We start from the raw sequence: 22,052 nt of genomic DNA, 5'->3' as shown, positions 1-22,052 counted from the left end.
ACCACGTCAGGATATAGATTATGACCGCTAAAATCCGAAACAGTGCGAGTTGGAGCGATACCCTGAAATCACGTAAAGAAAACTTGACTGCCTTAATTAAAGTTGTCGACATAAAGGCTGGAAAGATCAGAACGCCCCAAGAGCTCACCAAAAATTTATTAAAATAAAATAAGCTACAGCGAAAGCACGTTAAAGTGCGACTGCAACTATGACCCTGTAAGCCGCAACACTATTAAATAGTCATATTCAGATATGCAACAATTAAAACCACAGCAAAGAAAAGGGCCTTGCGGCCCTTTCCCCCTATACCTTTGACATCATAAAACAGAGCAAAAGTACGGCCAATTAGTTGATTATCGCCCACACGAAATTATTACTCTAATCTAACGTGCGCAATACGCCCCGCGACAACAACACAACTAAAAGTTTAGATTTTCACGCGCGAAGATAACTTGATTTTATCTCTAATCTCCGAATATACATTTGCGTTTATCGTGCTATCCACCTCAAAAGTAACAGTCAAGGCGTAAGGTATGGAAGGCAATGTTCCAGCGCTCTGTGTTCGACACTCAACCCTAATACGTAAAACATCATCATCACCAATCGGAACGGCATCTTCTCCTTGATAAATTTCATGAATAACTGTTCCGCGGCGAGAAGTATCTGATGGAGGCTGATTCGCAGGCACCCGATAAACGCCAATTGGCGAGCCATTGGTATCCTCAGTAACAAAATCTAACAGAGCATCTTTATAAAACTGCTCTGCGGGCTTAGTAGGACTCAGCCACGCTAGAGTCACAACCAGCTTTCTTTCATCCTTTCTGCCAGACAATGACTTCGGCACGGGAAAACTGAACAACTCTGCATCGTCACTTTGTAAAGTGCCTACACCAAGCATAGTAACTCGATGCTCAGTACATTCGAGTACTCGAGAGAGATCAATCTTGCCATAGCCTAGGAAACGAGTGATGTTAGAACGACGATTCTTCCATAACCTACCACTTCTCGGTTCTAAGGCCCCTTCAAGGAATACGCCGGCACTCCCCCAACTAGCGGAATGGACAATTAGACCTTTTACAATTGAAGGTAAAAAGTCTCCAAGATGCGCAAACTCTTTAGCGGAGAATTGGCTCTTTAATTCATCATGAATAATTACGGCGGCTCTAGTTGCCAGAGCGGCCGAGTTACTCGTCCCAATTGTACGCACTACATCAATGGAAGTTGAAACACCCGCGACTTGCTGCCCAAAATAACGACCTGCTCTACCAGGCACAAGCAGAAGTCCATCAGCGTTTGCAGCGTAGGAGTATAAAGCTCTTCCGCCACAGTTAAGCACCTCAGGCTTAACCGCTTGCTTGTAGCCTAGTCCTAGGCCAGATATCAGACTTGGGAACTTCTCACTCGAAAATGGCTCTATAAGATATGGACTAGGAATCGCTTTGCAGCCGTCAGAATGACTAGCACCCACAGTGAGGGCGTTAATTGCTTCCGCTGGTGAAAATATGGTTCGGTGAGCCATTTTAGCTTGAACCGCTGTAACGAAAAGCAGGTGCCTCTCGTCATCCGTCAACCTAGTAAGCTGCACCGGCTGTTTGATCGTAGTGAGAGATAGACCATCCGCAATATTCCCCGCACTAATAATAAACAATAAATTATATTTCCACGAAAGATAATCTATTAGTCTACCCCAAGCACTCATCTGACCTGTAAACGGTCGATTCACATCACCTAAAGAAATATTAACAACAAAAACTTCACCCCCTAATTCTTTAGGGGCTTGTTTTAAACGCACTACCGCAGAGTAAATGACGTCAAGTAACAAACGAGAGGTCGGAGTGGTCTCGACCGAGGACTCCTGTGTTGCTGCTAATAAATATTGAACATATAGCTTTCGAGGTAAGGCGCTCTCTTCTTTCGCAATATCACCATGCAGGATTAGTGATGCCATAGCGGTTCCATGATGCCGGGTATGGACTGGCGATGTTCTTTCTAGGTCTTCGCCATCATCGATAACAAGACGCCCCTTCAAAAGCTCATGATTTTGAACTACGACACCATCAAACAATGCTGCTACAGGATATTGCAATGACAGTTCTTCAGAAGTTTCAGCAATCTGCTCTGCATCTTCAGGCTCAGACGATGACATACTCATTGCTTGAGGTCGTAAATATGCAACCTCCTCAAAATTTAAAATTCCCGACTCAAAACCAAGAAGCTTCCGTGCACTCGCATGAGTTATAGATATTAGAAGAGCATGGTATCTTATTTCAGGTATATAAGACGTATCCAGTAGCTTGGCAGACTCAATTTTAAGTTTTTTTAGAAGAGCTTGCTCGGCCGCTAAGGCTCGATCTTCAGAGGCGTAGAATACCAGCTCTACTTCAAAATTAACTTCATCATCACTTTCCCCATCCAAGTCAGATATATACTTCGCCGCCTCAGGTGTAAGTCTATCTTGGGCTCCCCATGAACGGATATCTATTAAATGAGAAAATAGTTTATCCCAATCTCCATACCCTCTAGGAAGTCCTTTACCAGAACTATAAAGCGTCCAAAGCCTCAGTAACTCCTCAATTGCTCGCTGGTTTGGAACGGTTAAATATAGCCGCCCTTCCATAGGCTTGTTAGGTTTATTTTTATCATAAAAGTCTTCATCACTCTCATAAGAAAAGTCCGCTTCGTCAACCCAAGTTAATCCAATTTTCTCAGCGGCCCTCTTAAATTCCTGCTTGGACTGGGCCAATTCAAATACAATTGCTTTCTCAGGATGCAAACCATCCGTACCATCCGAAATAGTTCCACTAGATATAGGGGTTTCAGAATATCGCCTTAGAGTATCAAATTTTGGTCCCAATCTAGCGCCCTGGCGGTTAGAGCTAGGTGTCGTAATGCTAAAAAATTTCGGACTGCCCTTCAGGCGAGCGTCTTGCTTTGGTGGATTTAGAATCAGCAGCGGGAGCTTTTCCATGATGTTTACGATTGTCCTTAGTCGAAATACTAGGCTGAGTCAGCGACAGGCGTTGTTTGACAATCGACCTGAGACTCAACCGCCCCTCTGAAAGAATCAACTTCCGTCTAATATCAAGCAAAACCTGTTCGATATCGGAAAAACTTTTACCCGCTAGCAAACCGACAAAATCATCTATCAGCACATCAAAACGCTCACCAACCAAGACTTCAAATTCTTCCAAGCATTTATGAATTTGGTCAGGTGTTGGGGAAACCAGATTGGCATGAATTTGAAATCGGCGCCAAGCAGCCCTATCAATCAACTCAGGATGATTCGTTGCTGCAACGAATACATTATACGAAGGTAGATCATCTACTTGGAGAAGCAGTGTACTAACGATCCTTTTTATTTCACCCGCGTCATGCATATCGGATCTTTCTTTACCAATAGCATCAAACTCATCAAAGAACACTACACACGGACGTGTTTTAAAAAAATCAAACGCGGCTTGAAGTCGCGAAGCAGTTTCACCGAGATAACTACCAATGATTCTTTCATAGCGCATTACAAAGAAAGGCAAGCCTAACTCATAAGCCAAAGCACCAGCCAAACTAGTTTTACCGTTACCTGGAGGGCCGGTTAACAAAATCTTACTACGCGGCTCAACGGCAAATGAGCGTAACAAATTCGCACGCTGGTGCTCTTCAATCAATTCCGCACATACCAAACCAACTTCGGGAGACAGATATAAATTCGAAATACCTCTAGTCGAGATCACCTCTGAGTATAGATCTTGAGCTGATTCCTTCGAAGAAGCGCCTCCACCTCCATATGAGAATGCAGTAGTTCTTCCCGCAGGTTCCCCAGGATCGGCCCACCTCGCGGTCCGAAGTACATCAGTAAGCTTCTGCGCATAAATATGGTGTTGTCTAGAGCTCTCCTCAGAGACTATAGCTTCGACTACACGTCTAACTGAGGCTTTATCTCCACCCAAACCAGCCTGGGCAAGCTTCACAACAAGATCGCTTCTTGCCATATCAGTTATGCACGCAGATTGTTGGCGTAACATTAGAGGATGCGTATTTTGATATTTTCTTCACACCCTTCATTCCTGACTTCGTCACTGCGGAAATACAACAGTCCCCACCAGGTAACTCTAGTCTAAAAACGCCCCGCTCATTCGTAATAATCGCTATATCCTTCGCAGGAATATCTGAACTCTCCACCATCACGAAAGCTCCCTTCACAGGGTGTCCCATATCATCCACAACACACCCACAAATCATTTTCGATTTCATCGTCGCACCTTTACTGACGCGTACGCCACTCAGAGATCTTATCGACCAAAACCGGAGTTATTCTAACCCCCGAATTTGCATTCAGTCTCGTACCAGCACCATTGCTATGAACCCCAATGACCACCGGAGTAATTAAATCTTTTTGATACATCCAAATAGGAGAACCACTCTGCCCACCTTCTGTATCAACATCATAATAGATCTTATGATCAGTAACGGAGCAAATTCTATTGGAGTGATGCATCTGCTCCTCACCAACACCACAGATAGGATATCCGGAAATATTCACCATTTGCGTTTTTAATTGGAGATCCGGATAGAAACCAAAGGAGAAGGACCCTAAGCGACTATCTAAGTCGTCAGAGAGTATTATCGCACCAATATCGTAATTTTCATCACCGGCAGAGGTCCACCTTTCCATTGAACACAAAAGCTTAGACCTATATCGTCCAAATGGTTCGGAATCACCATCACGACCGGGTATGACCTCGATACTCTCCATCCATCCACCATAGGAGCTATTAAAAACACAGTGACCAGCAGTAATAATTAGTCGAGGGCCCGCGATCCAACCTGTGCCGATAAATGAATCACCATCTTTTGACGTAATTTCCAGCGCGCAAATTTTTCGCCACGGATCGAAAGTCGTATCCAAAATTCGTGATCGCCGATCATGTCCCGGAACTAGTAGACTTTGCCCAAAAGAAATTTTAGACACTAAAGAAGCATCCTGCTTACCACGGACAATTAACTTATCGGAGGAGCAGCCTTGTGTATGATCGGGTAGCGCACCGACATCTCCCTCACACAACTTGGTTTTCTGCACAGCCGCAACCTCTAGCATTGGCGAGTCACTATAAATATCCCTATCATAACGCGAACTCATTTTATCCACCCGTGGTTATTAAAGATCTTATGTATACACTTAGCAAGTTAATATTAATTACCTGTGTAACTCAGCAGGAAATTAGGTGCATTGGAGGCCCGGTGATATCTGCTTTGGCAGCGTCCGTCAACACTCATCTACCTGCTTATCCTAGCATTGCTCGACATCATCACAGAATCAATGTCAGAAAATGCAGATAAATTTCACTCGGGGTGATCACCCATCGGCAGTCTGCTTCAGTCTGATGAAGCTCGCTCAAGGATTCTGCGCTCAGGCCAACGTGAGTAGTGTGGGGTTCGGGGTGCGCCGAGGCTAATACCAAAATCGTACCGGCTACGAACCGAGCGACTAAATAAGGGCGATGTCGAGCCAGTCTTCTCTTTTTTCCGCGTTACACCTACCATGGAAGTAGCACTCCTTATTAACAAAGCATGAGCGCTTGACCACTTAAAAATCGCTTTAAATACATGTACTTATGAGTTTTTACACCTTTAACAGCGGTAACACTACTCCGAGGGGGGTAGCCCCTGCACCCTGGAAACGCTATATCCTCCAGCGAAATGCATGGCCGCTTGAGAAAACACGGGGCCCCCTGGGGCATTCCTTTGAATACGGGGTAGGAAACCCGCAGGATCGTGTTAGCGGATAGTTACCCAGCTTAGTGAACAGGTGAACTCCAGTTCACCTGTGCATTTGCCCTACCGTTTGGCTCCTCTGCGTACACCATTACCAATACGGTAACGATACCCCCTTTTCTTCAAGATCCTTTCAATTTCAACATTGAAATTTCAGTAAGCTGGCACGGCTGCCGCTAACGCGGTCCCGCGGGTTTCATGCCCCGTGTAAAGCTAAAACTCTCAGGGTCCCCAGCGCGATTTCCTCTCATCGAAAGGCGGAGCCCGCGAAATTCGCTTGGTAGGCTTGAGCGCAAAGCGCCTGCTCACAAAACCCGGATGCTGACCTTAGCGTTACACGCAGTGGCAGCGTTACATCGGAGGTACGCTATGTCGCCCGACTGTGTAACAGGCATGAAAGCCAATGAAACCGGGCGTTTGGTGAAGAGCGTTGCACTCGTAACACCGGTTACACCAGTTTTGGAGGGGGTGGGTAATTGCACTCAACCTGACCAACCATTTGCATTGCACTTGCCCACTCATTTGCATTCGACTTGGCAAGTCGTTCGCATCGGATTTGACCAGCACACTGGGTGGCCCTGATTGGCAGAAGTCGACCCAATGTGGATACTGCAGAGATGAAATCACGCTCGCTTAAAAGCAACCTTAATCGCCGCACCAGCTTGACCAGCGAGCAAAGCTATCTCAGAGTTGATGACAACCTCGCTCCAAGACAATTTGGTTGCGACGCACACTATTAAATACAGCTCACAGTAGCGCCCACCGAGTTCGGTTTTGACCCAAGCAAGGGTGTCCCCTAAGGCAACCATCGTGACTGGGATAGAGATATACCGGCTTCCATCCGTCACTCGCATGCCGCCACGACGACATTCGAAGTGAACGGCCAGTCGTTCGTAGGTCTCAATGTCAATGCCATGCACGACGACGAAATAGATTAAGCAATCATCTTGGTTCACTGTAGTGATCATATTTTTACAGCCTACCTAGTCCTACTGCGCTTACTGCTTTCGGTGTGCAGCTCAATGGCGCGGGAACGCATACCACAGTTGAGGTAGCTAGCTTGTGTGTGATCACGGATGCGCTTTTGTTCCCAAGCTGCTGCTCCAGAAGATTTCGCACGGATTCGATCGTCAGTATCCGCGACGCCTCGACCGCGGAGGCTGTGGATTGGCAGCAGCTGTCAATATTAGAACTGTGTCCAAAGCGGAGTTCACTGATGCAGCCGCGATGTTACCAACGCCATCTTTGATCATGATGATAGCCTCGATTGAGCAGCCTCCTGCAACGCCGCAGGCAAAGCCTACCATTTAGCCTAGCGCTGATTCGGGGGCATTGCTATGAGTGATGGGCGGCAGCTTCCGTAAATGTCTTTGGGGCAAGCCCCGAGATCCATGTGTCAGCTTGATTCTGCCCCTGGGTGCACATGGTTATAACGAGCACCTGCCACCACAGGGGAAGATGCCAAAAACCTTGTACAGGCCTTTCACAACAAACCTATGATAAAAATTCTTTTTTCGAAATTTGTGGCGGCTTGACGAATGTGATATTAATTTGCCACCCTGCGTAAGTTTTTTCTCAAGTTTAGCTATTTACGAGATAGAGGTACTGCCAGTGTCACGGATGAAGAGTATTTTTGGGTCTTTTGAGATGTCTCCGACCATTATTAAATCTGCTGCAATGGATAGCGCAAGCGTGCAGAGGGGGATGCATGAGTCAATTTCCACAGAGTCAATTACAGGTATCGAAACATTTCAAGACAAGCATGATTATAATATTCAAAACAATCTCAGAAAACTTTACGGTAAGCCAGGAGTAAAGAAAGCTGTCATCGGCGGACATCCAGACTTCAATCATCTTGTTGATAGTGGTGAAAAAGAGAACGGTTTTGTAACATCTCTGTTTGTGGATATCCAAGGTTCCACGCGGCTAGGTGTTTTTTATACTCCAGATTTGGTTTTTTACTTCAAAAATCAGATAATCAAGTGCGCAATCGAATGTGTAATGGCTTTTGACGGCCATGTGCATCGCATTATGGGTGATGCCATTTTGGCATTCTTCAGAGGCAACGGTAACGAGCGAAATAGCGCCATTGACGCTATAAATTGCGGCGCTGTCCTCGTCCAATTCATCCGTGAGGAGGTAGTCCCGCAGCTCAGAGAGCGTGGCTTGGCGGAGGATGTTGGTATCAGAGTAGGCGTGGATTATGGCTCACACACTCACGTACTTTGGGGGATGTACGGTTACTCAGGTGTCTCTGAAGTAACAGCTACGTCCTTCCACGTTGACGTCGCAGCAAAACTACAACAAAGCGCTCCAAGGAATCGTGTGATGCTCGGGCAGTCTGTGGTAGACCTTCTCGGGTTACACGACGAAGTAATCGAAGTTCGTAGGTCTACCAAAGGAGGTGAGAAAATATTAGAGCCCTACGTCACACCAAATTACACGGACGCTAACAAAAAGCCAATGAATTATCGGCAGTATGTGCTTTCTCAAAATAACTATAGTGGGCTTCTACCATTTGAGGAGGACTTGGATCAGCCAGTTAAAATTTCCAGCACGTTGAAGCGCCGTAGCGATGACGTCTCAGATGACCACTATTTCAAATGTTCCCGCGCTGTACCGTTAACGCATGGTATTGAATTCAAGGCCCTCGTCCGACCTCGCACAAATTCAGACGATATCAAAGTCATTTTCAGAGTCGAGAATAACGGTTCCCAAGCCGCCTCAATAGATGGTAAGGGAAACCACCAAACTCCAGTAGCTGCAAGACGGCGTGAAAGTGGTGAGTACTTTGCGAGACAATGGGAAAATACAGCTTATGTAGGATTACACCACATGTACGTATCTGTGCTGGAGGATGGTTTACTTACCATCCCAGAGCAAAAATATAGCGTCTATATTGGGTGACCCCCGCCCAAATCGCTAAAATAGGTAGTAGATAAGTGCGCCGACCAAAACAGCTGCCATACATCCGAAGTGGGCCATAAGAATTATAGTTACGAATTTTATACGGGAAAACTTATTCGAAGCAATTAATGCGAGTGTGTAAACCTGCCCATTGAGGTCTTTTAGGAATTCCTCGTCGTTGGCTTTCTGAACTTGCTGCGAATAAATCTCCCCGCTGCTAATAGAGGCAATGTCACCGTAAAATATTAGTGATGTTCCCTTTGGAGATCCCGGCTTACTAAATGTCATGGGGAAGATGGTAAGCGTAGCTAATACCATGCACCATATAGCGAAAGCCAGGCTTAAGACTGAAAACACACCGATCGCGACCATCAATTGGACGCTTACGCCAGCTGGACTTAGTTTTGCCAACAGCGTAAATATGAATGCAGTAGCTGCCGCACAATACGACATGATAATGGTGCATTTAGTATTTGTTGTACCGATATAGGTATCAATTCGCTTAAGAGTCTCAAATTGGTTTTTTATCTTTTTTTCGCTATCCGACACGTTACTTCCCTCTTTGGTCGTATCGATGAATTCCGTTCAATCATTCCTGGGCGACAGTACACGGCACTGAGGGGACAGAGTAGTCACAGAGCGGATCAGAATCGCCCAAGATGGTAAAGAATCTGTGACACAGAGTCGACACGTTCAGTGATATCTGGTGTACCTAAAAAGTAGACATCTTCGTCAGCCCCCCCCCCACGAAGCTACGAGAATAAGGGCGCCGCTTGACCATATAAATGGACGGCAGGGAAGGGGGACGCTGGATGCCAAGCCCGTATTGAAGAACCGCCCCCCAATGCAATCATTCGCCAACGACTACAGATGGCCGTTTTCTGCCGATCAAGGCCACCCAGTGTGCTGGTCGCATCCGATGCAAACGATTGGTCAAGTCGAATGCAAATGGGTGGGCAAGTCCATGCAACTTCGCACCTAGGGAATCAAGATGGTCGGCGTGATTTCTGGTCACTAGGTGGTAAGGACAGCTGATATGCAATGCTACTGGCTAGAGGTAGATTGACTACCTGATAACAGGGCGGGAGAACATCATGGAAGACACCCCTTGGCTTGCGTCATTGCTCAAGCGCATGAATGAAAACCAACTGGCCCTGGGGGCAGCTATCGAGGAGCTGTCAAACTGGGTTGAGCAAAGAGGATCTAAAGAAGTGGCACAGAACATTCGAGGGGCACTGGATACCCTGGATGGAAATGCAGGAGTATCGCCCTTGCGCTCCCTCACTGGCGGCAGAAGGTCGAACGAAGAAGTAACCACTAAGCCGGATGGCAACAAATCAGCAACCATTTTGTGTTGCTTTACCCTACGTGGATACCTCGAAAAGGTGGCCAGACGGAAGCGCCGTGTATGCCCACATGTATGCCTAACCGAAGCACCACCAAACACACCCAATAAATACGGGCATATTACTGCCCAGTTCAAACGACGCCGGGGCACCAGATATGAATAAAAAAGCCCCAGGTCGAAAGACCTGGGGCTTTTTTTGTGGCTGTCACTTCAACGCTTCCGCAACGCCTCCAACCTCCCCGGCAAATCCTCCTCCGGAAAGCGCTTATGCAGCGCCAGCAGCTTCTCATCAGCCGCCTTGCTCTCTCCCGCCTCACGCAACCTCACGATGGCCTGCAGCTCCTGCTCCAAAGATGGCAATGCCACCGGCGCGGCTTTGCTGAGCTTTACCGCTGGCGGGGCCGTCAGTGCATCTGCGGTTTCAGCCTGAGCCGGTGCGCGTTCAAGCCTGGGCGCCGCGGCCATTCGGGCCATTGGCGCAGGTGCGGAAAGCGCTTGCGGCGCTGGCTGGGCGGCTTCTTCGTGGCGCAGGGCGGAGAATGTCGCGGGGGAGACGTCCGGCTGCGGCACGGGGGAGCGGGTGATCACGCCGATCATCAGCGCTATACCTGCGACGGTGGCGAATGCCATTTGCCAGCGTGGGCGTTGGCAGGCGTGCAGCCAGCGTTGCCACAGGCTCGGTTGCGGTGTCGGGGCTTCGCGGCGGGCGGTGTTGAGGATGAAGGCGTCGAGGGACGCGGGCGGTTCGCCGGTGGTGTATTGACGGTAGTGCTGGAGCAGTTCGTCGTCTGGGGTGGGTCGGGTGTCAGTCATACGGTTACCTCCTCGGCCAGCAGGCGCCGCAGTTTTTGCAGGGCGTAGCGCAGGCGGCTTTTCACGGTTTCCAGCGGGGCGCCGGTGAGGGTGGCGATTTGCGGGACTTCGAGCTCGCCGTGCAGGCGCAGCAGGAAGACTTCGCGCTGGTCTTCGGGCAGGTTTTGCACGGCGGCGTCGAGGCGCGCCTGGTCGCGGCTCAGGCTCAGGTGTTGCTCGGGGCCAGCGCTGTCGTCGGCCTGGGCGTGCAGCTGCTCGTCGTAGCTGTCGTGCAGCGGGTTGTGAATGCCGTGCTTGCGCCAGTGGTCGATCAGGCGGTTGCGCGCGATCTGGAACAACCACGTACGAAAACTCGCTCGGCCCTGTGGCTGGGTGGTGCTGCGGATCAGGCTGAGCCAGGTGTCCTGGTAGATTTCCTCGGCAAGCTCCGCTTTGTTGCACAGGGACACGAGGAAACGGTACAGGCCTTGGCGGTGCCGTGCGTACAGGGCTTCGAATGCGCTGGCGTCACCGCTTCGGTAGCGGGCCAGCAGCGATTCGTCGCTGGGTGGGTCATCTGGGACGGCCATGGGGTGGGGTGAACTCCTTTTGTCAGCCGAATCAGGATTAACGGTGGGAAGGGGCTTGCCCTAATGCCAGTCAGTTAAGGCTTTTTGTAGGAGCGAGGCGGGCGGCTAGCCCTTGCTCGCGAAGAACTCAAAGCCACCGCGTTTATCCAGAATGAACGCGTCGCCTGGACGTTTTTCGCGAGCAAGCTCGCTCCTACAGTGAGCCCCGTTCGCTTAACTGACTGGCTTTAGGGCTTGCCCTCCCACATTGGACAATGTTGCGTTCGAGGTCAGGGTTTAAGGCTTTGGGCCAGTTCGACCAGTTGCACGAATTCGTTGCGCAGGCCGAACGGGTCGTCGCCGCGGGCTGAGCGGGCCAGTTTGGCGGTTTCCTGCAAACTCATGCTGCCAGTGTAACGGCCATCGCCCTTGAGCTGTTGGGCGAACGCGGCCACGGCGGCGCTGAAGCGCAGGTCGTCGCTGGGCTTGGCGGTGGTGGGCTCGACGGCTCGTTCGATCAAGCGGCTGTCACCGCCCGCAGCAGGCTTGTAGCGTACGCGTACCATCGCCAATTCAGTGGATTTACCCTCAGCCGCAGGCGCGCTGGCGTAGCGCAAAGGCTCCAACCAGCCCTCCTCGCCCTTTGGAACAATTTCATACAGCGCCGTCACCGTATGCCCGGCGCCGATTTCGCCGGCATCGACCTTGTCGTTGTTGAAATCCTCACGCTTCAAGGCGCGGTTTTCATAGCCGAGCAGGCGGTATTCACTGACCTGCGCGGGGTTGAATTCCACCTGCAATTTCACGTCGCGCGCCACCACCGCCAGCGTCGAGCTGAGTTGGTCTACCAATACCTTGCGGGCTTCGCGCAGGTTGTCGATGTAGGCATAGTTGCCGTCGCCGGCGTCGGCCAGCTGCTCCATCAGGTGTTCGTTGTAGTTGTCCACACCAAAGCCGAGGGTGGTCAGCGAAACCCCGCTTTTACGCTGCTCCACGGCCATTTGCTTGAGGCTGTCGAAGTCGCTGATGCCCACGTTGAAGTCACCGTCGGTGGCCAGCAGGATGCGATTGATGCCGTTGTCGATAAACCCTTCGCGGGCCATTTGGTAGGCCAGTTCGATACCGGACGCGCCGGCGGTAGCGCCGCCGGCGGTGAGTTGGTCGATGGCGTTGCGGATGTTGGTTTTGTCGCGCCCGGACGTGGGCTTGAGCACCACGCGGGATTCACCGGCGTAGACCACCAGTGAAACGCGATCCTGATCGCGCAGTTGGTCCACCAGCAGTTTCAGGGTGCTTTTTACCAGCGGTAAGCCTTCGCGACGGTCCATGGAGCCGGACACATCCACCAGGAATACCAGGTTGGCCGGCGGCAGTTGCGCCACAGAACGTTCGGACGCCTTGATGCCGATGCGCAACAGTTTTGAATGTGGGTTCCACGGCGTGGCGGCGAGCTCGGTGGTGACGCCAAACGGTGAGCCATCGGTTGGCAACGCGTAGTCGTAGGGGAAGTAGTTGACCATTTCCTCCAGTCGCACAGCACCTTCGGGCGGCAGGCGACCTTGGTTGAGGAAGCGTCTTACGTTGGCGTAGCTGCCGGTATCGACGTCCACGCTGAACGTGGAGACCGGGGTTTCGGCGACGCGATGCACCGGGTTGTCGGGCAGGTTGGCGTATTGTTCGCGGGGTTCGTTGCGGTCCGCCATCACCGTCATTTCTTGCGTTCTCATGGGTGCCGGCATCGCCATGCGCTTTGCCACGGCGCCCTGGGCCGGCGCGCTTTGCAGCTCGGCCACCGGGGTAGCCGGTTGGGCCAGCTCAGGGGAGGAAGACACGCCACACCCGGCCAGCGCCATCAGCAAGGTAACGGCAACGCCTTGGGCAACAGGACGCAGGAGAACTGGAGGATGGGACATGGGCTGAGCCTCGTGAGTGAATAGTCCGTTCACAAGGTCAGACGCGAGGTGTGGAGGGTTCGGGTTAATCCATGCAATTTAGACAACAGCAGAAACCAGTGTGGGAGGGGGCTTGCTCCCGATGGCGGCGGGTCAGCCACCAGATGCAGTGGCTGACACTAAGCTATCGGGGGCAAGCCCCCTCCCACATTTGATCTTTATTGTCTGAAGAAAAGGTTACTTCAGTCCGTGCCGTATTTCGGGTTGCGCGGGCCGTAGAGGATTCCGGTGCGCTGCCCGGCCGAGAGCAATCGTGCGCTGGTGATACCGGCAATCGGGTGCGCCGCGTCGGTGGAGCTGTTGATCACCTGCTTGACCGCCGCCGTGATCAGCATCCCTACCAGGCCACCACTGTTGTTGTTGCCCTCTTCGCTCGACGCGCGCGCCGTGCCGGTCCACAGGGTGGTGCCGGTGCGCAGGTCCACCAGTTTGGCCGAGGCGGTGACCGAGGTGTCGCTGGAAATCAGCATGTACTTGGTGCCGTACTCGCTGACGGTGATGTACAGCGCGGCGTCGGCGCCGAAGATGTCATGCAGCTTGGCCGGCAGTACGCCCTGGATATCGTTGGCGGTGGTCAGGCCGTTCTGGCGGAAGGTTTCGTCCACCAGGGCGATAGGCAGCACGTAGTAGCCGGCTTCGGCCAACGGGTAGGTCACTTGCGAAACCAGGCTGTACGACGCCTGCACTTCCGGCGATTCGTTGATCGGCGGCAGTACCAGGATCGACTTGGGCCGCGCCTGTTTGTACGCCGAATAATCGAACGTCTTGGGCGCCGCACAGCCGCCGAGCAAAGCCAGGGCCAGCAAGGCGCCGGTGAGTTTTAACAGGCTCATTTGGTGGCGACTCCGGTCTTGGCGTTTTTCAGCAGAAAGTCCATGTAGGCAGCCGACTCAGGGAACAGCGCCTTCTCGGTGCGAAACTCCTGCACCATCTGGTCGTCCTTGCCCATGTTCATGTAGAGCATGCCCAGGTGCGCGTGGTAACCCGGCGGCGCCTTGCGGCCACTGGCGTTGATCTTCTGCAGATCGCGTTCCAGTGCTTCCACCTGCGCTTCCTTGGGCTCACCCTTGAAGTATTCGTAAACCTGCGGCTGGTAGCTTTCCCATTGATACAGGGGTTGGGGCGCGCCGTCTGGCACCCGGTTACAGCCGCGATTGCTGCCAGCGTCAGCGCCAATTTCACTGCCTTGCTCATCCGTGTACTGCTCCTTGTGGTGTGGCTGATCAGTTACGCGGGTTCCAGGCGCCGGCGTTGATGCCGTCCACCAACCGGTTGATCGCTTCGCGCATGGCCAGGTCCAGGACCTTGCCATTGAGGGTAGAGTCGTAGCTGGCGGTGCCGCCGAAGCCGATCACTTCACGATTGGACAGCGCGTACTCACCGGCGCCCTGGGTGGAATACACCACTTCGGAGGTGCTGATGTTGACGATGTTCAATGCGACTTTGGCGTAGGCCACTTGGGTCTTGCCACGGCCGAGAATGCCGAACAGCTGGCGGTCGCCGGTTTCTTTGCGGCCGAACTCGGTCACATCGCCAGTCACCACGTAGTCAGCGCCCTTGAGCTTCTGTGCGGTGCCTTTGATCTTGGCTTCCTGGGAGATTTCGCCCATGTTGTCGCGGTCCAGCACGCTGAAGCGGTTGGTCTGCTGCAAGTGGGTGATGAGGATGGTCTTGGCCTGGCCACCGAGGCGGTCGACGCCGTCGGAAAAGATGCCGCGCATGTAGCTGGAGCGGTTGTCGAACTTGCCCACTGCGATCGGCACACGCACGCCGGAATAGGCCACGCTGGCGCTGGCGACCTGCTCCACCGGCATGGCGCGGTTGCTCTCGGTGGCGCAACCGGCCACGGTCAACAGCGCTGCGGCGGTGAGGCCCGACAGCAAGATTTTGAAGGGTGTCTTCACGTGTTGCTCCTAAAGTGAGAAATCGGCAGAGCGCAGGGCTGCGGCAATTTCAAGGAGGGAAACACGTGCGTCTGCATTCATCCCTGAATCTGTCGTGCCGCAACGGCTGCGGCATTTTACGGGGTTGAGGGCGGTTCTCAAGGTGTTTTAAATAAACGCAGATTTAAGTGATGAATGGGCTTGCTGGGGGAGCGAAATAGGATCGGCCTAAAGTTCTGAGCTGACGTGCCGAGACCCTGGCCTGGTTCATTCATTAATAGGGATATTGCGTGTTGAAAATCCTCTTGCGGGCAGCGGCCCTTGTTGCCGCACTGTCGATGACCGGCTGTGTGTCCTACACCGTCACCGGCCCTATCGGCGCCCCGTTACACCAAGCTTCTGTCAGCAGCCCGCGCAGCGCGCAAATCGCTGATGTGACGGTGAATGCCGCTGACATCAATGATGCCAACAAAACCGCGATCAGCCGTTCGTTGACGCTGCAACTCAACCAGTACGTGCGCACCGCCGGTTACTTCAAGCAGGTCACCGAGTACCCGGTGCGCCTGGGTGAGCAGGATGTTTCGCTCAAGTTCAACATGACCTCTCTCAAGGGTCACCGCGGCGTGCATCCCGGTTACGTGCCCGGTGCTTTGCTGACGTTGACGATCTGGATCTGGGTCAACGGCCCGATCTACGTCGACACCTTCGACCTGGCCGGCGACCTGGTGATCGTCGACCGCGACGGCAAGGAACTGGCCAGCAGCAAACAAGAGGTCAAGTTCGAGCGCAACGTGGGCCTTTACGGTCGCGAATACTGGGCCCCGACCATGGGCGCCAAACAACTGAACGAACTCGTCGCGCAACTGCTCGACACCGCCACCGCCAAACTGGCCAAACCGTAAGCTCAAGGAGCCCCCCATGAAAGGATTGATCAAGCACAGCCTGGTACTCGCGGCGGTCTTGCTGACAGGCTGCGTGTCCTACTCGCAACACGAACTGCCACCGGTACAGACCTGGCCACCGACCGCCAACGCGCCCGCGCAGAAACCTACGGCGTACGTGCGCACCACCGGGCTGAACCAGGTCAACGGCGGCCCCGCCAACGCCGCTGCCGGCGCACCCGCCGCCCTGTGGGAAAAAGCCGTGGCGGATGGGTTCCGCCAGTCCAACCGCTTTGCACGGGTGAGCACCGACAAGGTTGACTCGGACATCTACGCCGACGCCACCCTGTACAACAATGAGCAGTTCAGCATGGCCTCGGCGATCATCACCGGTGTGACGTTTTTCATCATTCCGTCCACGGCCAAGAACACTTTCACCCTGGAAACCGTGTTCAAGGACAAAGACGGCAAGGAATTGGGCCGGGTCAAGAAAAGCGAGTCGGTGCGCACCTGGATGCACTTGGTGCTGATCGTGGGCATCCCATTCCAGGCAGACACCCGGGAGGTGGTAGAGGCGCTGACGCGCAGCACGCTGGATGAAGCGGTGCAGCGCAAGTTGTTCTGACGGATTCACACAAAACCAAATGTGGGAGGGGGCTTGCTCCCGATGGCGGTGGGTCAGCCAGCACATCATTGGCTGGACTACCGCTATCGGGAGCAAGCCCCCTCCCACACTGGATTAGCGTCAGGCTTCACGTACGCGGGTTGAGGCTGTACAGCGCAAGTTGTTCTGACGGATTCACACAAAACCAAATGTGGGAGGGGGCTTGCCCCGATGGCGGCGGGTCAGTCAATGCATGATTGGCTGGGCCACCGCTATCGGGAGCAAGCCCCCTCCCACAGGTGAATAGCGTCAGGCTTAACGTACGCGGGGTGAGGCTCTACAGCGCGAGTTGTTCTGACGGATTCACACAAAACCAAATGTGGGAGGGGGCTTGCCCCGATGGCGGCGAGTCAGTCAATGCATGATTGGTTGGACCACCGCTATCGGGAGCAAGCCCCCTCCCACAGGGGAATAGCGTCAGGCTTAACGTACGCGGGGTGAGGCTCTACAGCGCGAGTTGTTCTGACGGATTCACACAAAACCAAATGTGGGAGGGGGCTTGCCCCGATGGCGGCGGGTCAGTCAATGCATGATTGGCTGGGCCAGCGCTATCGGGAGCAAGCCCCCTCCCACAGGGGAATAGCGTCAGGCTTCACGTACGCGGGGTGAGGCTCTACAGCGCAAGTTGTTCTGACGGATTCACACAAATCCAAATGTGGGAGGGGGCTTGCTCCCGATGGCGGCGGGTCAGTCAATGCATGATTGGCTGGGCCACCGCTATCGGGAGCAAGCCCCCTCCCACACTTGTTTTGCGGTGTGGGTTAGAAGGCGTAGCGCGCCTTGAGCATGACGCCGTCGGCGTCAAAACCGCTGCGCGCCTGGCGGGTGTAGCTGGCGCCGACGGTGAAGTCCGACACCTGGTAGTTCACGCCCACACTGGCTTCATAGCTGTCACGCGCCACCGAAGCACCGGTCACGGTGAACGCCGAACCACCCGCCACGAAGCTGGAGGTTTGCGCCACGCGGTCACCCATCAGGTCGTGATAGGCCATCAAGGTCGCTTCCGGCTGCAGCACGCCAGCGCCCATCGGCAGGTTGCCTGCCAGGCGTACACCGGCACCCAACTCACCTAATTCATAACGCTGCGAACCCGTGCTCAAGGCCGCCGACGAGCCTTTCTCGGTGTAGCCATCCATACGCACGTTGGCATAGCGCGCCGCCACGCGTGGCTCGATCACCATCGCCTGGGACGGCTTGAAGCTGTAGCCGCCGATCACGCTGGCCGACAACACATTGCTGTCGTAGCTGCCCTTGGCCGTGGTGGCCGCGACGTGGCGTTTGCTGTCGTTCTCGTTGTGGCCGTAGCTGAGGCTGCCATCCACAAACCAGTTCTGCAGCGCCCAGTTGCCATACAGCGACAGCGCGTGGCCCTCGACGTCGGTCTTGTTGCCAAGGTCCGAATGGATATTCGAATTGAGGTAGCTGTACGCCACGCCCAGGGTGGTGGTGTCGTTCACACGGCCATCCACGCCTACCGCCATGCCGCTGCTGTTGGCCGAGTAACCGTTATTGCCGCCGCGACCGTCCTGGTCCATGTTGCTGCTCAGGCCCTGTACCCACACACCACCGGTTTGGTGACTTTCACGCTGGTCGGTGAGGCGATTGAAGATCGCACCGTTGACCACGGTCTGCCCCGACAGCGCCACGTCCAGCGCGCCACGGTTGACGTCCGGGGCGAGTTGGTCGCCGACCTGCGCCAGTTGCTGCGCGGTGCCTGCGTTGGCCAGGGTCTGGAAGACTTGATCGTCCTGGCTGAGATTGCTCAGCACACCATTCTTGAAGCTGTTGACCGCCGTGGCCGCTGCCGCGCCGGTGCCGACACCTGCCAGCTCCTGCTGCACTTGCTGATCGCTTTTCACCGCCACCACGGCCTTGACCGTTTGCGCATCGGCCGAGTAGCTGAGCACGTCCAGCAACGACGACGCACTCGCCACCGCCACGCCGTTGTTCTGCACATTGGTGGCTTGCAGCAAGGTGTATTGCGTACCGCCTTTAGGCGCCGCGAAGTCGCCAGGGTTGGCGCTGACGGTCAGCCTGGAAGCCTGGGCCAGGTTGGCGGTGCCGTTGACGGTGAGGTACGGCGTGGTCGGCACCACGCTGTCGGCCAGGTGCATATCAACACCTGCGCCGCTGGCCACATTGAGGTTACCGGTGATGGCGGTGCCGGGCGCGGACAGGTTCAGCGAACCCGAGTTGACCGACACCGGCGCGATGATACGGCTGCCGGTAAAACCCGCCTGGCCGTCGACGTTGACGGCGTTGAGGTTGAGCAGGTCGCCGGTGATTTTGCCGCCGGTCCAGTTCAGCGTCGCCAGGTTGGCGGCGTCGACGGCGGTGCCCGCGTTACTGCGGATTTCGCCGGCTTGCTGGTTGATTTCGAACGGCGAGAACTGCTCAGCAGCACTCACCTGGATCGCAGTGCCGTCGGCAGTAATGAGGCCACGGTTGACGATACCGCGCGCACCGGCAGCACTGTTCTGCGCAAAGCTGGCGCCGGACAGGTCGAAGGCATTGGCCGACGCGCCCTTGGCTTCGATGGTGCCGGTGTTGAGGATGTAATCGACGGTGCCCGCGTAAAACGTCAGGCCCTTGGCCTCATTGCCGTTGGCGGAAATCAGGCCACTGTTTTCGATGCGCAGGGGGTTGGTAGCGGTTTCAACCTCCATGCCCCAGGCGCCGTCACCTGTGGCGATAATCGAACCCGAGTTGAGCAGCTTGCCGTTGATGGTGGTCGGCGTGCCGCTGTTGACGTCGAGGATCAGGCCGATCGCATCCGGGCCGGCCATGTCGATTACGCCGGTGTTGGAAACGTCGCCGGCAACCGTGGTGCCGTGCAGGTAAATGCCCTCACCACCGCCCAGGTAGCCGGGAAAGGGCTCGGCGCTCACTGGCGGCGTGGAGCGGATGGTGCCGGAGTTGATAACGCTGCCGCCAATGGTCGTGGCGCCGATTTCAAGCCCTTCGTAGGCGCCGTGGTTCATCAAGATATTGCCTGCCTGAACCACATCCCCGGTGACAGTGCTCGGGTTCAAACCGGTCGGGCCAGTCCAGAACATAGGGTCGATGGCGATGGCGCGAATGGTTTTGCCTTGTGAGTCCAGCGTGATGTCTGCGCGGTTGATCAGCGAGCCTTGAATATGGGTGTTGGCAAATCCCAGGCCGGCGGGGTCGGTGGTGTTGGAGTCGACCACTCGGGAAAACTGGCCGGTGATGGTCACGGGCTCATTGAACGTCTCATTGACCCAGATATTCTTGCCCTGACCCAGGTCGAATTCCACGGCCAGCACCTGGGTGCTGATCGCGCCGACCATGATTGCCAACAGACTTTTCTGGAACTGCTTGCGCTTCATTTCAAACTCCATGAACTACAGGTCAAAACCGCCAACAGGCCCGGCGGAGTAGGTGTGCTGAACGAAAGGATCACTCGATCCAAATGACTCCCCTGGCGGCCGCCCTTCCGAATCCCAGGCGCAGGCACGCGCACCGTGGGCGGTGGCAAATAGGGGCCGTAAGGGGAATAGGTTCACATCAATCCTTAATGTCATTTGAAAACGCTGCAGTCCATGCAGCCCGACCGGTTGCGGGTGGGCGGGGTAAAGACAGTGGGATAAACGAAATGTTCAAAGCCAAAGCGGTACGCCCTGACACCGCCAACCCTGTAGGAGCGAGCTTGCTCGCGAAAATCGTCAACGATAACGCGATCAACCAGGGCAACGCTGCCTGGCCGTGGCGCCACCAACAGCGCCACATCACCGCCAGGCTTACTTAAGCTCCTTCACCAGATACTGCGCAGATATCTGCGTAATCCCGGTTAACGCCCGACGCAACGCTTCAGGGTCGGTGCGATAAGTCAGCGGCGTGTAGCCATAAACGTTCTGGCCATTGAATGGCGTAACCGTTTCAAAGGTGCGCCAGATCATTTCATCACCGCGATTCATCTGCGCCACCACGCTGAGGGTAGGATAAATCACGCTGCTGAACCCCTGGGTCAGGCGAAAGCCCCACTCGGACACGGTCAGCTGGATCTGCGCATCGGCAGGTTCATCGTCACCGACCACCTTGAGCGTCGAAGTCTTGCCCAGTGCATCGACAAAGCCTTGCTTGAGCAACACACCCACGTCGATGTTTTCCGCTTCAATCAACGTCAGGATCGCCGCCGAAGTCGGCATCTCAGCCAGCTGCCCAAGCTTCATGCCGCCAGCCAAACCGGCGCCGCTCAAGGCCGCAGTCCCCACCTTGGACGCGCCGCTGGCCATGCCAACACCCGCGCCAACGCCGGCGCCCAGGGCTGCGCCCCAGGCTTGTTCGCGGCCGAAGTACACCATGTTCTTTTCCCACTTCACGGGCAGGACTTTTACCGTCTTGATCTGCGCGCGGTTTTCGGGGGTGAGGGGGTGGCTGACGCATCCGCCGAGGATGAGGGTGGTGAAGAGGATTAGGAGGAGGTTTTTCACATCAGTCCTTTAATGTTTTATTCAAGTTGAAGTCGTCATGTGACTTGCCGACCCGCTTCAAGAATCCAGAAGCGAACTCAGCATCCACTTTTAATAAAAGCTCCAAAACATCATAAATTTTCCATCGGTGAAGCTCAGGATGCGCGCTAATAGCCAACAAATGCTCACGCAACGCAGGAATGAAATCCCTGAATTCTTCGCGCTTGACCAACCAAAACATATCAGCGATTTCAAAAGGGCGGTCATTCGACAGATGGATGATTTTCACCATTGGTTCATAGATGTCAGCCCGTGCTTTTTCGCTTTCACCTGCATCTGCCAGTCTGCAGAAGTAACCCACTAACGACCTCAGCACAAACTTGAAGGTCTCGTCGTGGCCGTGCAACCGATGTGAATCAAACCCTCCGAATGCCTCGAAGTGGTCAACGATATGAACCGTATAGCTCAATCCTTCTTGTACGCCCCAACTCGTCAACAAACGCGCGGCCAACAGCCGCACGCCCTCATCGGGATGAGTACTGAGCAACTCGGTCACGCCCGCTATTCGACGGTCGGGGATATCTTCCGAGTCCAGATCTGTAGCGTCCACAGCATAATCGGCATGCTGGGGGACGAAATGCAGCAGTTCATTTATCTTGTCGTCCACTTTTTATCCTCAAGCAGCGCCGGACTATAAAGGGGCTATGTTTATTTAATGCGTCTTCCAGTTAATATTAAATAAATCCGCCCGCTTTCCTCTACCGTCATAATCTCATTTCCGCTGCCATGCCGTACCGACAAAGAACAAAGAACATCATCACGTCAGGCCCTGACTTTTCTCTGCCCATTTAACT

At 54.1% G+C, this 22,052-nt stretch carries 19 protein-coding genes and 2 pseudogenes; 6 read left to right on the top strand and 15 right to left on the bottom strand.

The genetic code is table 11. The annotated features are described in order from the left end of the window. Positions 1–20 precede the first annotated feature (20 nt). Complete coding sequence (locus QF045_RS03895) at positions 21–167, top strand: hypothetical protein (protein ID WP_306491123.1); 147 nt, start codon at positions 21–23, stop codon at positions 165–167. Between the two features lie 260 nt (positions 168–427). Here QF045_RS03895 and QF045_RS03890 read toward each other — a convergent pair whose 3' ends face one another. The 5 genes from QF045_RS03890 to QF045_RS03870 all read right to left on the bottom strand — a co-directional run bounded on the left by QF045_RS03890 (position 428) and on the right by QF045_RS03870 (position 6,737). Continuing rightward, entirely contained in the window at positions 428–2,968 is a 2,541-nt protein-coding gene (locus QF045_RS03890; RefSeq protein WP_306491122.1) for a S8 family peptidase, read from the bottom strand. Next, a complete protein-coding gene (locus tag QF045_RS03885; RefSeq protein WP_306491121.1) occupies positions 2,892–3,986 on the bottom strand; it encodes an AAA family ATPase in 1,095 nt (364 codons plus the stop codon). The genes QF045_RS03890 and QF045_RS03885 overlap by 77 nt, the downstream gene beginning before the upstream one ends. Before the next feature lies 1 nt (position 3,987). Further along, positions 3,988–4,248, bottom strand: a complete 261-nt coding sequence (locus QF045_RS03880; protein ID WP_223023322.1) for a hypothetical protein — start codon at positions 4,246–4,248, stop codon at positions 3,988–3,990. Between the two features lie 10 nt (positions 4,249–4,258). Next, positions 4,259–5,134: a serine protease gene (locus QF045_RS03875; protein WP_306491120.1), complete on the bottom strand. Its 876-nt coding sequence runs from the start codon at positions 5,132–5,134 to the stop codon at positions 4,259–4,261. 1,258 nt (positions 5,135–6,392) lie between these two features. Further along, positions 6,393–6,737, bottom strand: coding sequence for a hypothetical protein (locus QF045_RS03870; RefSeq protein ID WP_306491119.1), 345 nt, complete (start codon positions 6,735–6,737; stop codon positions 6,393–6,395). A 652-nt stretch (positions 6,738–7,389) separates the two neighbouring features. Between QF045_RS03870 and QF045_RS03865 the strand changes: the two genes are divergently transcribed. Further along, entirely contained in the window at positions 7,390–8,676 is a 1,287-nt protein-coding gene (locus QF045_RS03865; RefSeq protein ID WP_306491118.1) for an adenylate/guanylate cyclase domain-containing protein, read from the top strand. A gap of 15 nt (positions 8,677–8,691) precedes the next feature. On the opposite strand, the gene QF045_RS03860 is transcribed toward QF045_RS03865, so the two are convergent. Then, positions 8,692–9,225, bottom strand: coding sequence for a Pycsar system effector family protein (locus tag QF045_RS03860; RefSeq protein WP_306491117.1), 534 nt, complete (start codon positions 9,223–9,225; stop codon positions 8,692–8,694). A gap of 545 nt (positions 9,226–9,770) precedes the next feature. Between QF045_RS03860 and QF045_RS03855 the strand changes: the two are divergent. Further along, positions 9,771–9,990 (top strand): annotated as a pseudogene (locus QF045_RS03855) (hypothetical protein). A 244-nt stretch (positions 9,991–10,234) separates the two neighbouring features. Here the strand turns inward: QF045_RS03855 and QF045_RS03850 are convergent. The 6 genes and pseudogenes from QF045_RS03850 to QF045_RS03825 all read right to left on the bottom strand — a co-directional run bounded on the left by QF045_RS03850 (position 10,235) and on the right by QF045_RS03825 (position 15,241). Further along, complete coding sequence (locus tag QF045_RS03850) at positions 10,235–10,837, bottom strand: hypothetical protein (RefSeq protein WP_306491116.1); 603 nt, start codon at positions 10,835–10,837, stop codon at positions 10,235–10,237. Further along, positions 10,834–11,406, bottom strand: a complete 573-nt coding sequence (locus QF045_RS03845; RefSeq protein ID WP_306491115.1) for an RNA polymerase sigma factor — start codon at positions 11,404–11,406, stop codon at positions 10,834–10,836. Before QF045_RS03845 ends, QF045_RS03850 begins: the two co-directional genes overlap by 4 nt. Before the next feature lie 269 nt (positions 11,407–11,675). After that, positions 11,676–13,298: a VWA domain-containing protein gene (locus tag QF045_RS03840; RefSeq protein WP_306491114.1), complete on the bottom strand. Its 1,623-nt coding sequence runs from the start codon at positions 13,296–13,298 to the stop codon at positions 11,676–11,678. Positions 13,299–13,519: 221 nt separating this feature from the next. Next, positions 13,520–14,170: a DUF799 domain-containing protein gene (locus QF045_RS03835; protein ID WP_124384577.1), complete on the bottom strand. Its 651-nt coding sequence runs from the start codon at positions 14,168–14,170 to the stop codon at positions 13,520–13,522. Beyond that, positions 14,167–14,531, bottom strand: a pseudogene (locus QF045_RS03830) (DUF4810 domain-containing protein). The gene QF045_RS03835 and the pseudogene QF045_RS03830 overlap by 4 nt, the downstream one beginning before the upstream one ends. Before the next feature lie 29 nt (positions 14,532–14,560). Continuing rightward, entirely contained in the window at positions 14,561–15,241 is a 681-nt protein-coding gene (locus tag QF045_RS03825) for a CsgG/HfaB family protein (RefSeq protein ID WP_124384575.1), read from the bottom strand. 269 nt (positions 15,242–15,510) lie between these two features. On the opposite strand from QF045_RS03825, the gene QF045_RS03820 reads away from it, so the two are divergent. Both QF045_RS03820 and QF045_RS03815 read left to right on the top strand, forming a co-directional pair. Beyond that, positions 15,511–16,122 (top strand): hypothetical protein, encoded by a 612-nt coding sequence (locus QF045_RS03820; protein WP_124384574.1) that lies wholly within the window; start codon positions 15,511–15,513, stop codon positions 16,120–16,122. A 16-nt stretch (positions 16,123–16,138) separates the two neighbouring features. After that, positions 16,139–16,726 (top strand): hypothetical protein, encoded by a 588-nt coding sequence (locus QF045_RS03815; protein ID WP_124369157.1) that lies wholly within the window; start codon positions 16,139–16,141, stop codon positions 16,724–16,726. Positions 16,727–17,526: 800 nt separating this feature from the next. On the opposite strand, the gene QF045_RS03810 is transcribed toward QF045_RS03815, so the two are convergent. Next, on the bottom strand, positions 17,527–20,115 hold the full coding sequence (locus QF045_RS03810; protein ID WP_306491113.1) for an autotransporter outer membrane beta-barrel domain-containing protein: 2,589 nt from the start codon (positions 20,113–20,115) through the stop codon (positions 17,527–17,529). A 266-nt stretch (positions 20,116–20,381) separates the two neighbouring features. On the opposite strand from QF045_RS03810, the gene QF045_RS03805 reads away from it, so the two are divergent. Next, the gene (locus QF045_RS03805) at positions 20,382–20,534 is read left to right on the top strand and encodes a hypothetical protein (RefSeq protein ID WP_306491112.1); all 153 of its coding nucleotides are present in this window, start codon (positions 20,382–20,384) and stop codon (positions 20,532–20,534) included. On the opposite strand, the gene QF045_RS03800 is transcribed toward QF045_RS03805, so the two are convergent. Beyond that, positions 20,527–21,219, bottom strand: coding sequence for a hypothetical protein (locus QF045_RS03800; RefSeq protein ID WP_306491111.1), 693 nt, complete (start codon positions 21,217–21,219; stop codon positions 20,527–20,529). The genes QF045_RS03805 and QF045_RS03800 overlap by 8 nt on opposite strands. A gap of 1 nt (position 21,220) precedes the next feature. After that, positions 21,221–21,865 (bottom strand): hypothetical protein, encoded by a 645-nt coding sequence (locus QF045_RS03795; protein WP_306491110.1) that lies wholly within the window; start codon positions 21,863–21,865, stop codon positions 21,221–21,223. Positions 21,866–22,052 lie beyond the last annotated feature (187 nt).

This window comes from Pseudomonas sp. W4I3, from assembly GCF_030816195.1.
GTDB lineage: Bacteria > Pseudomonadota > Gammaproteobacteria > Pseudomonadales > Pseudomonadaceae > Aquipseudomonas.
Note: the sequence above shows the minus strand (reverse complement) of the source record. Positions and strands in the feature narration are given on the sequence as shown.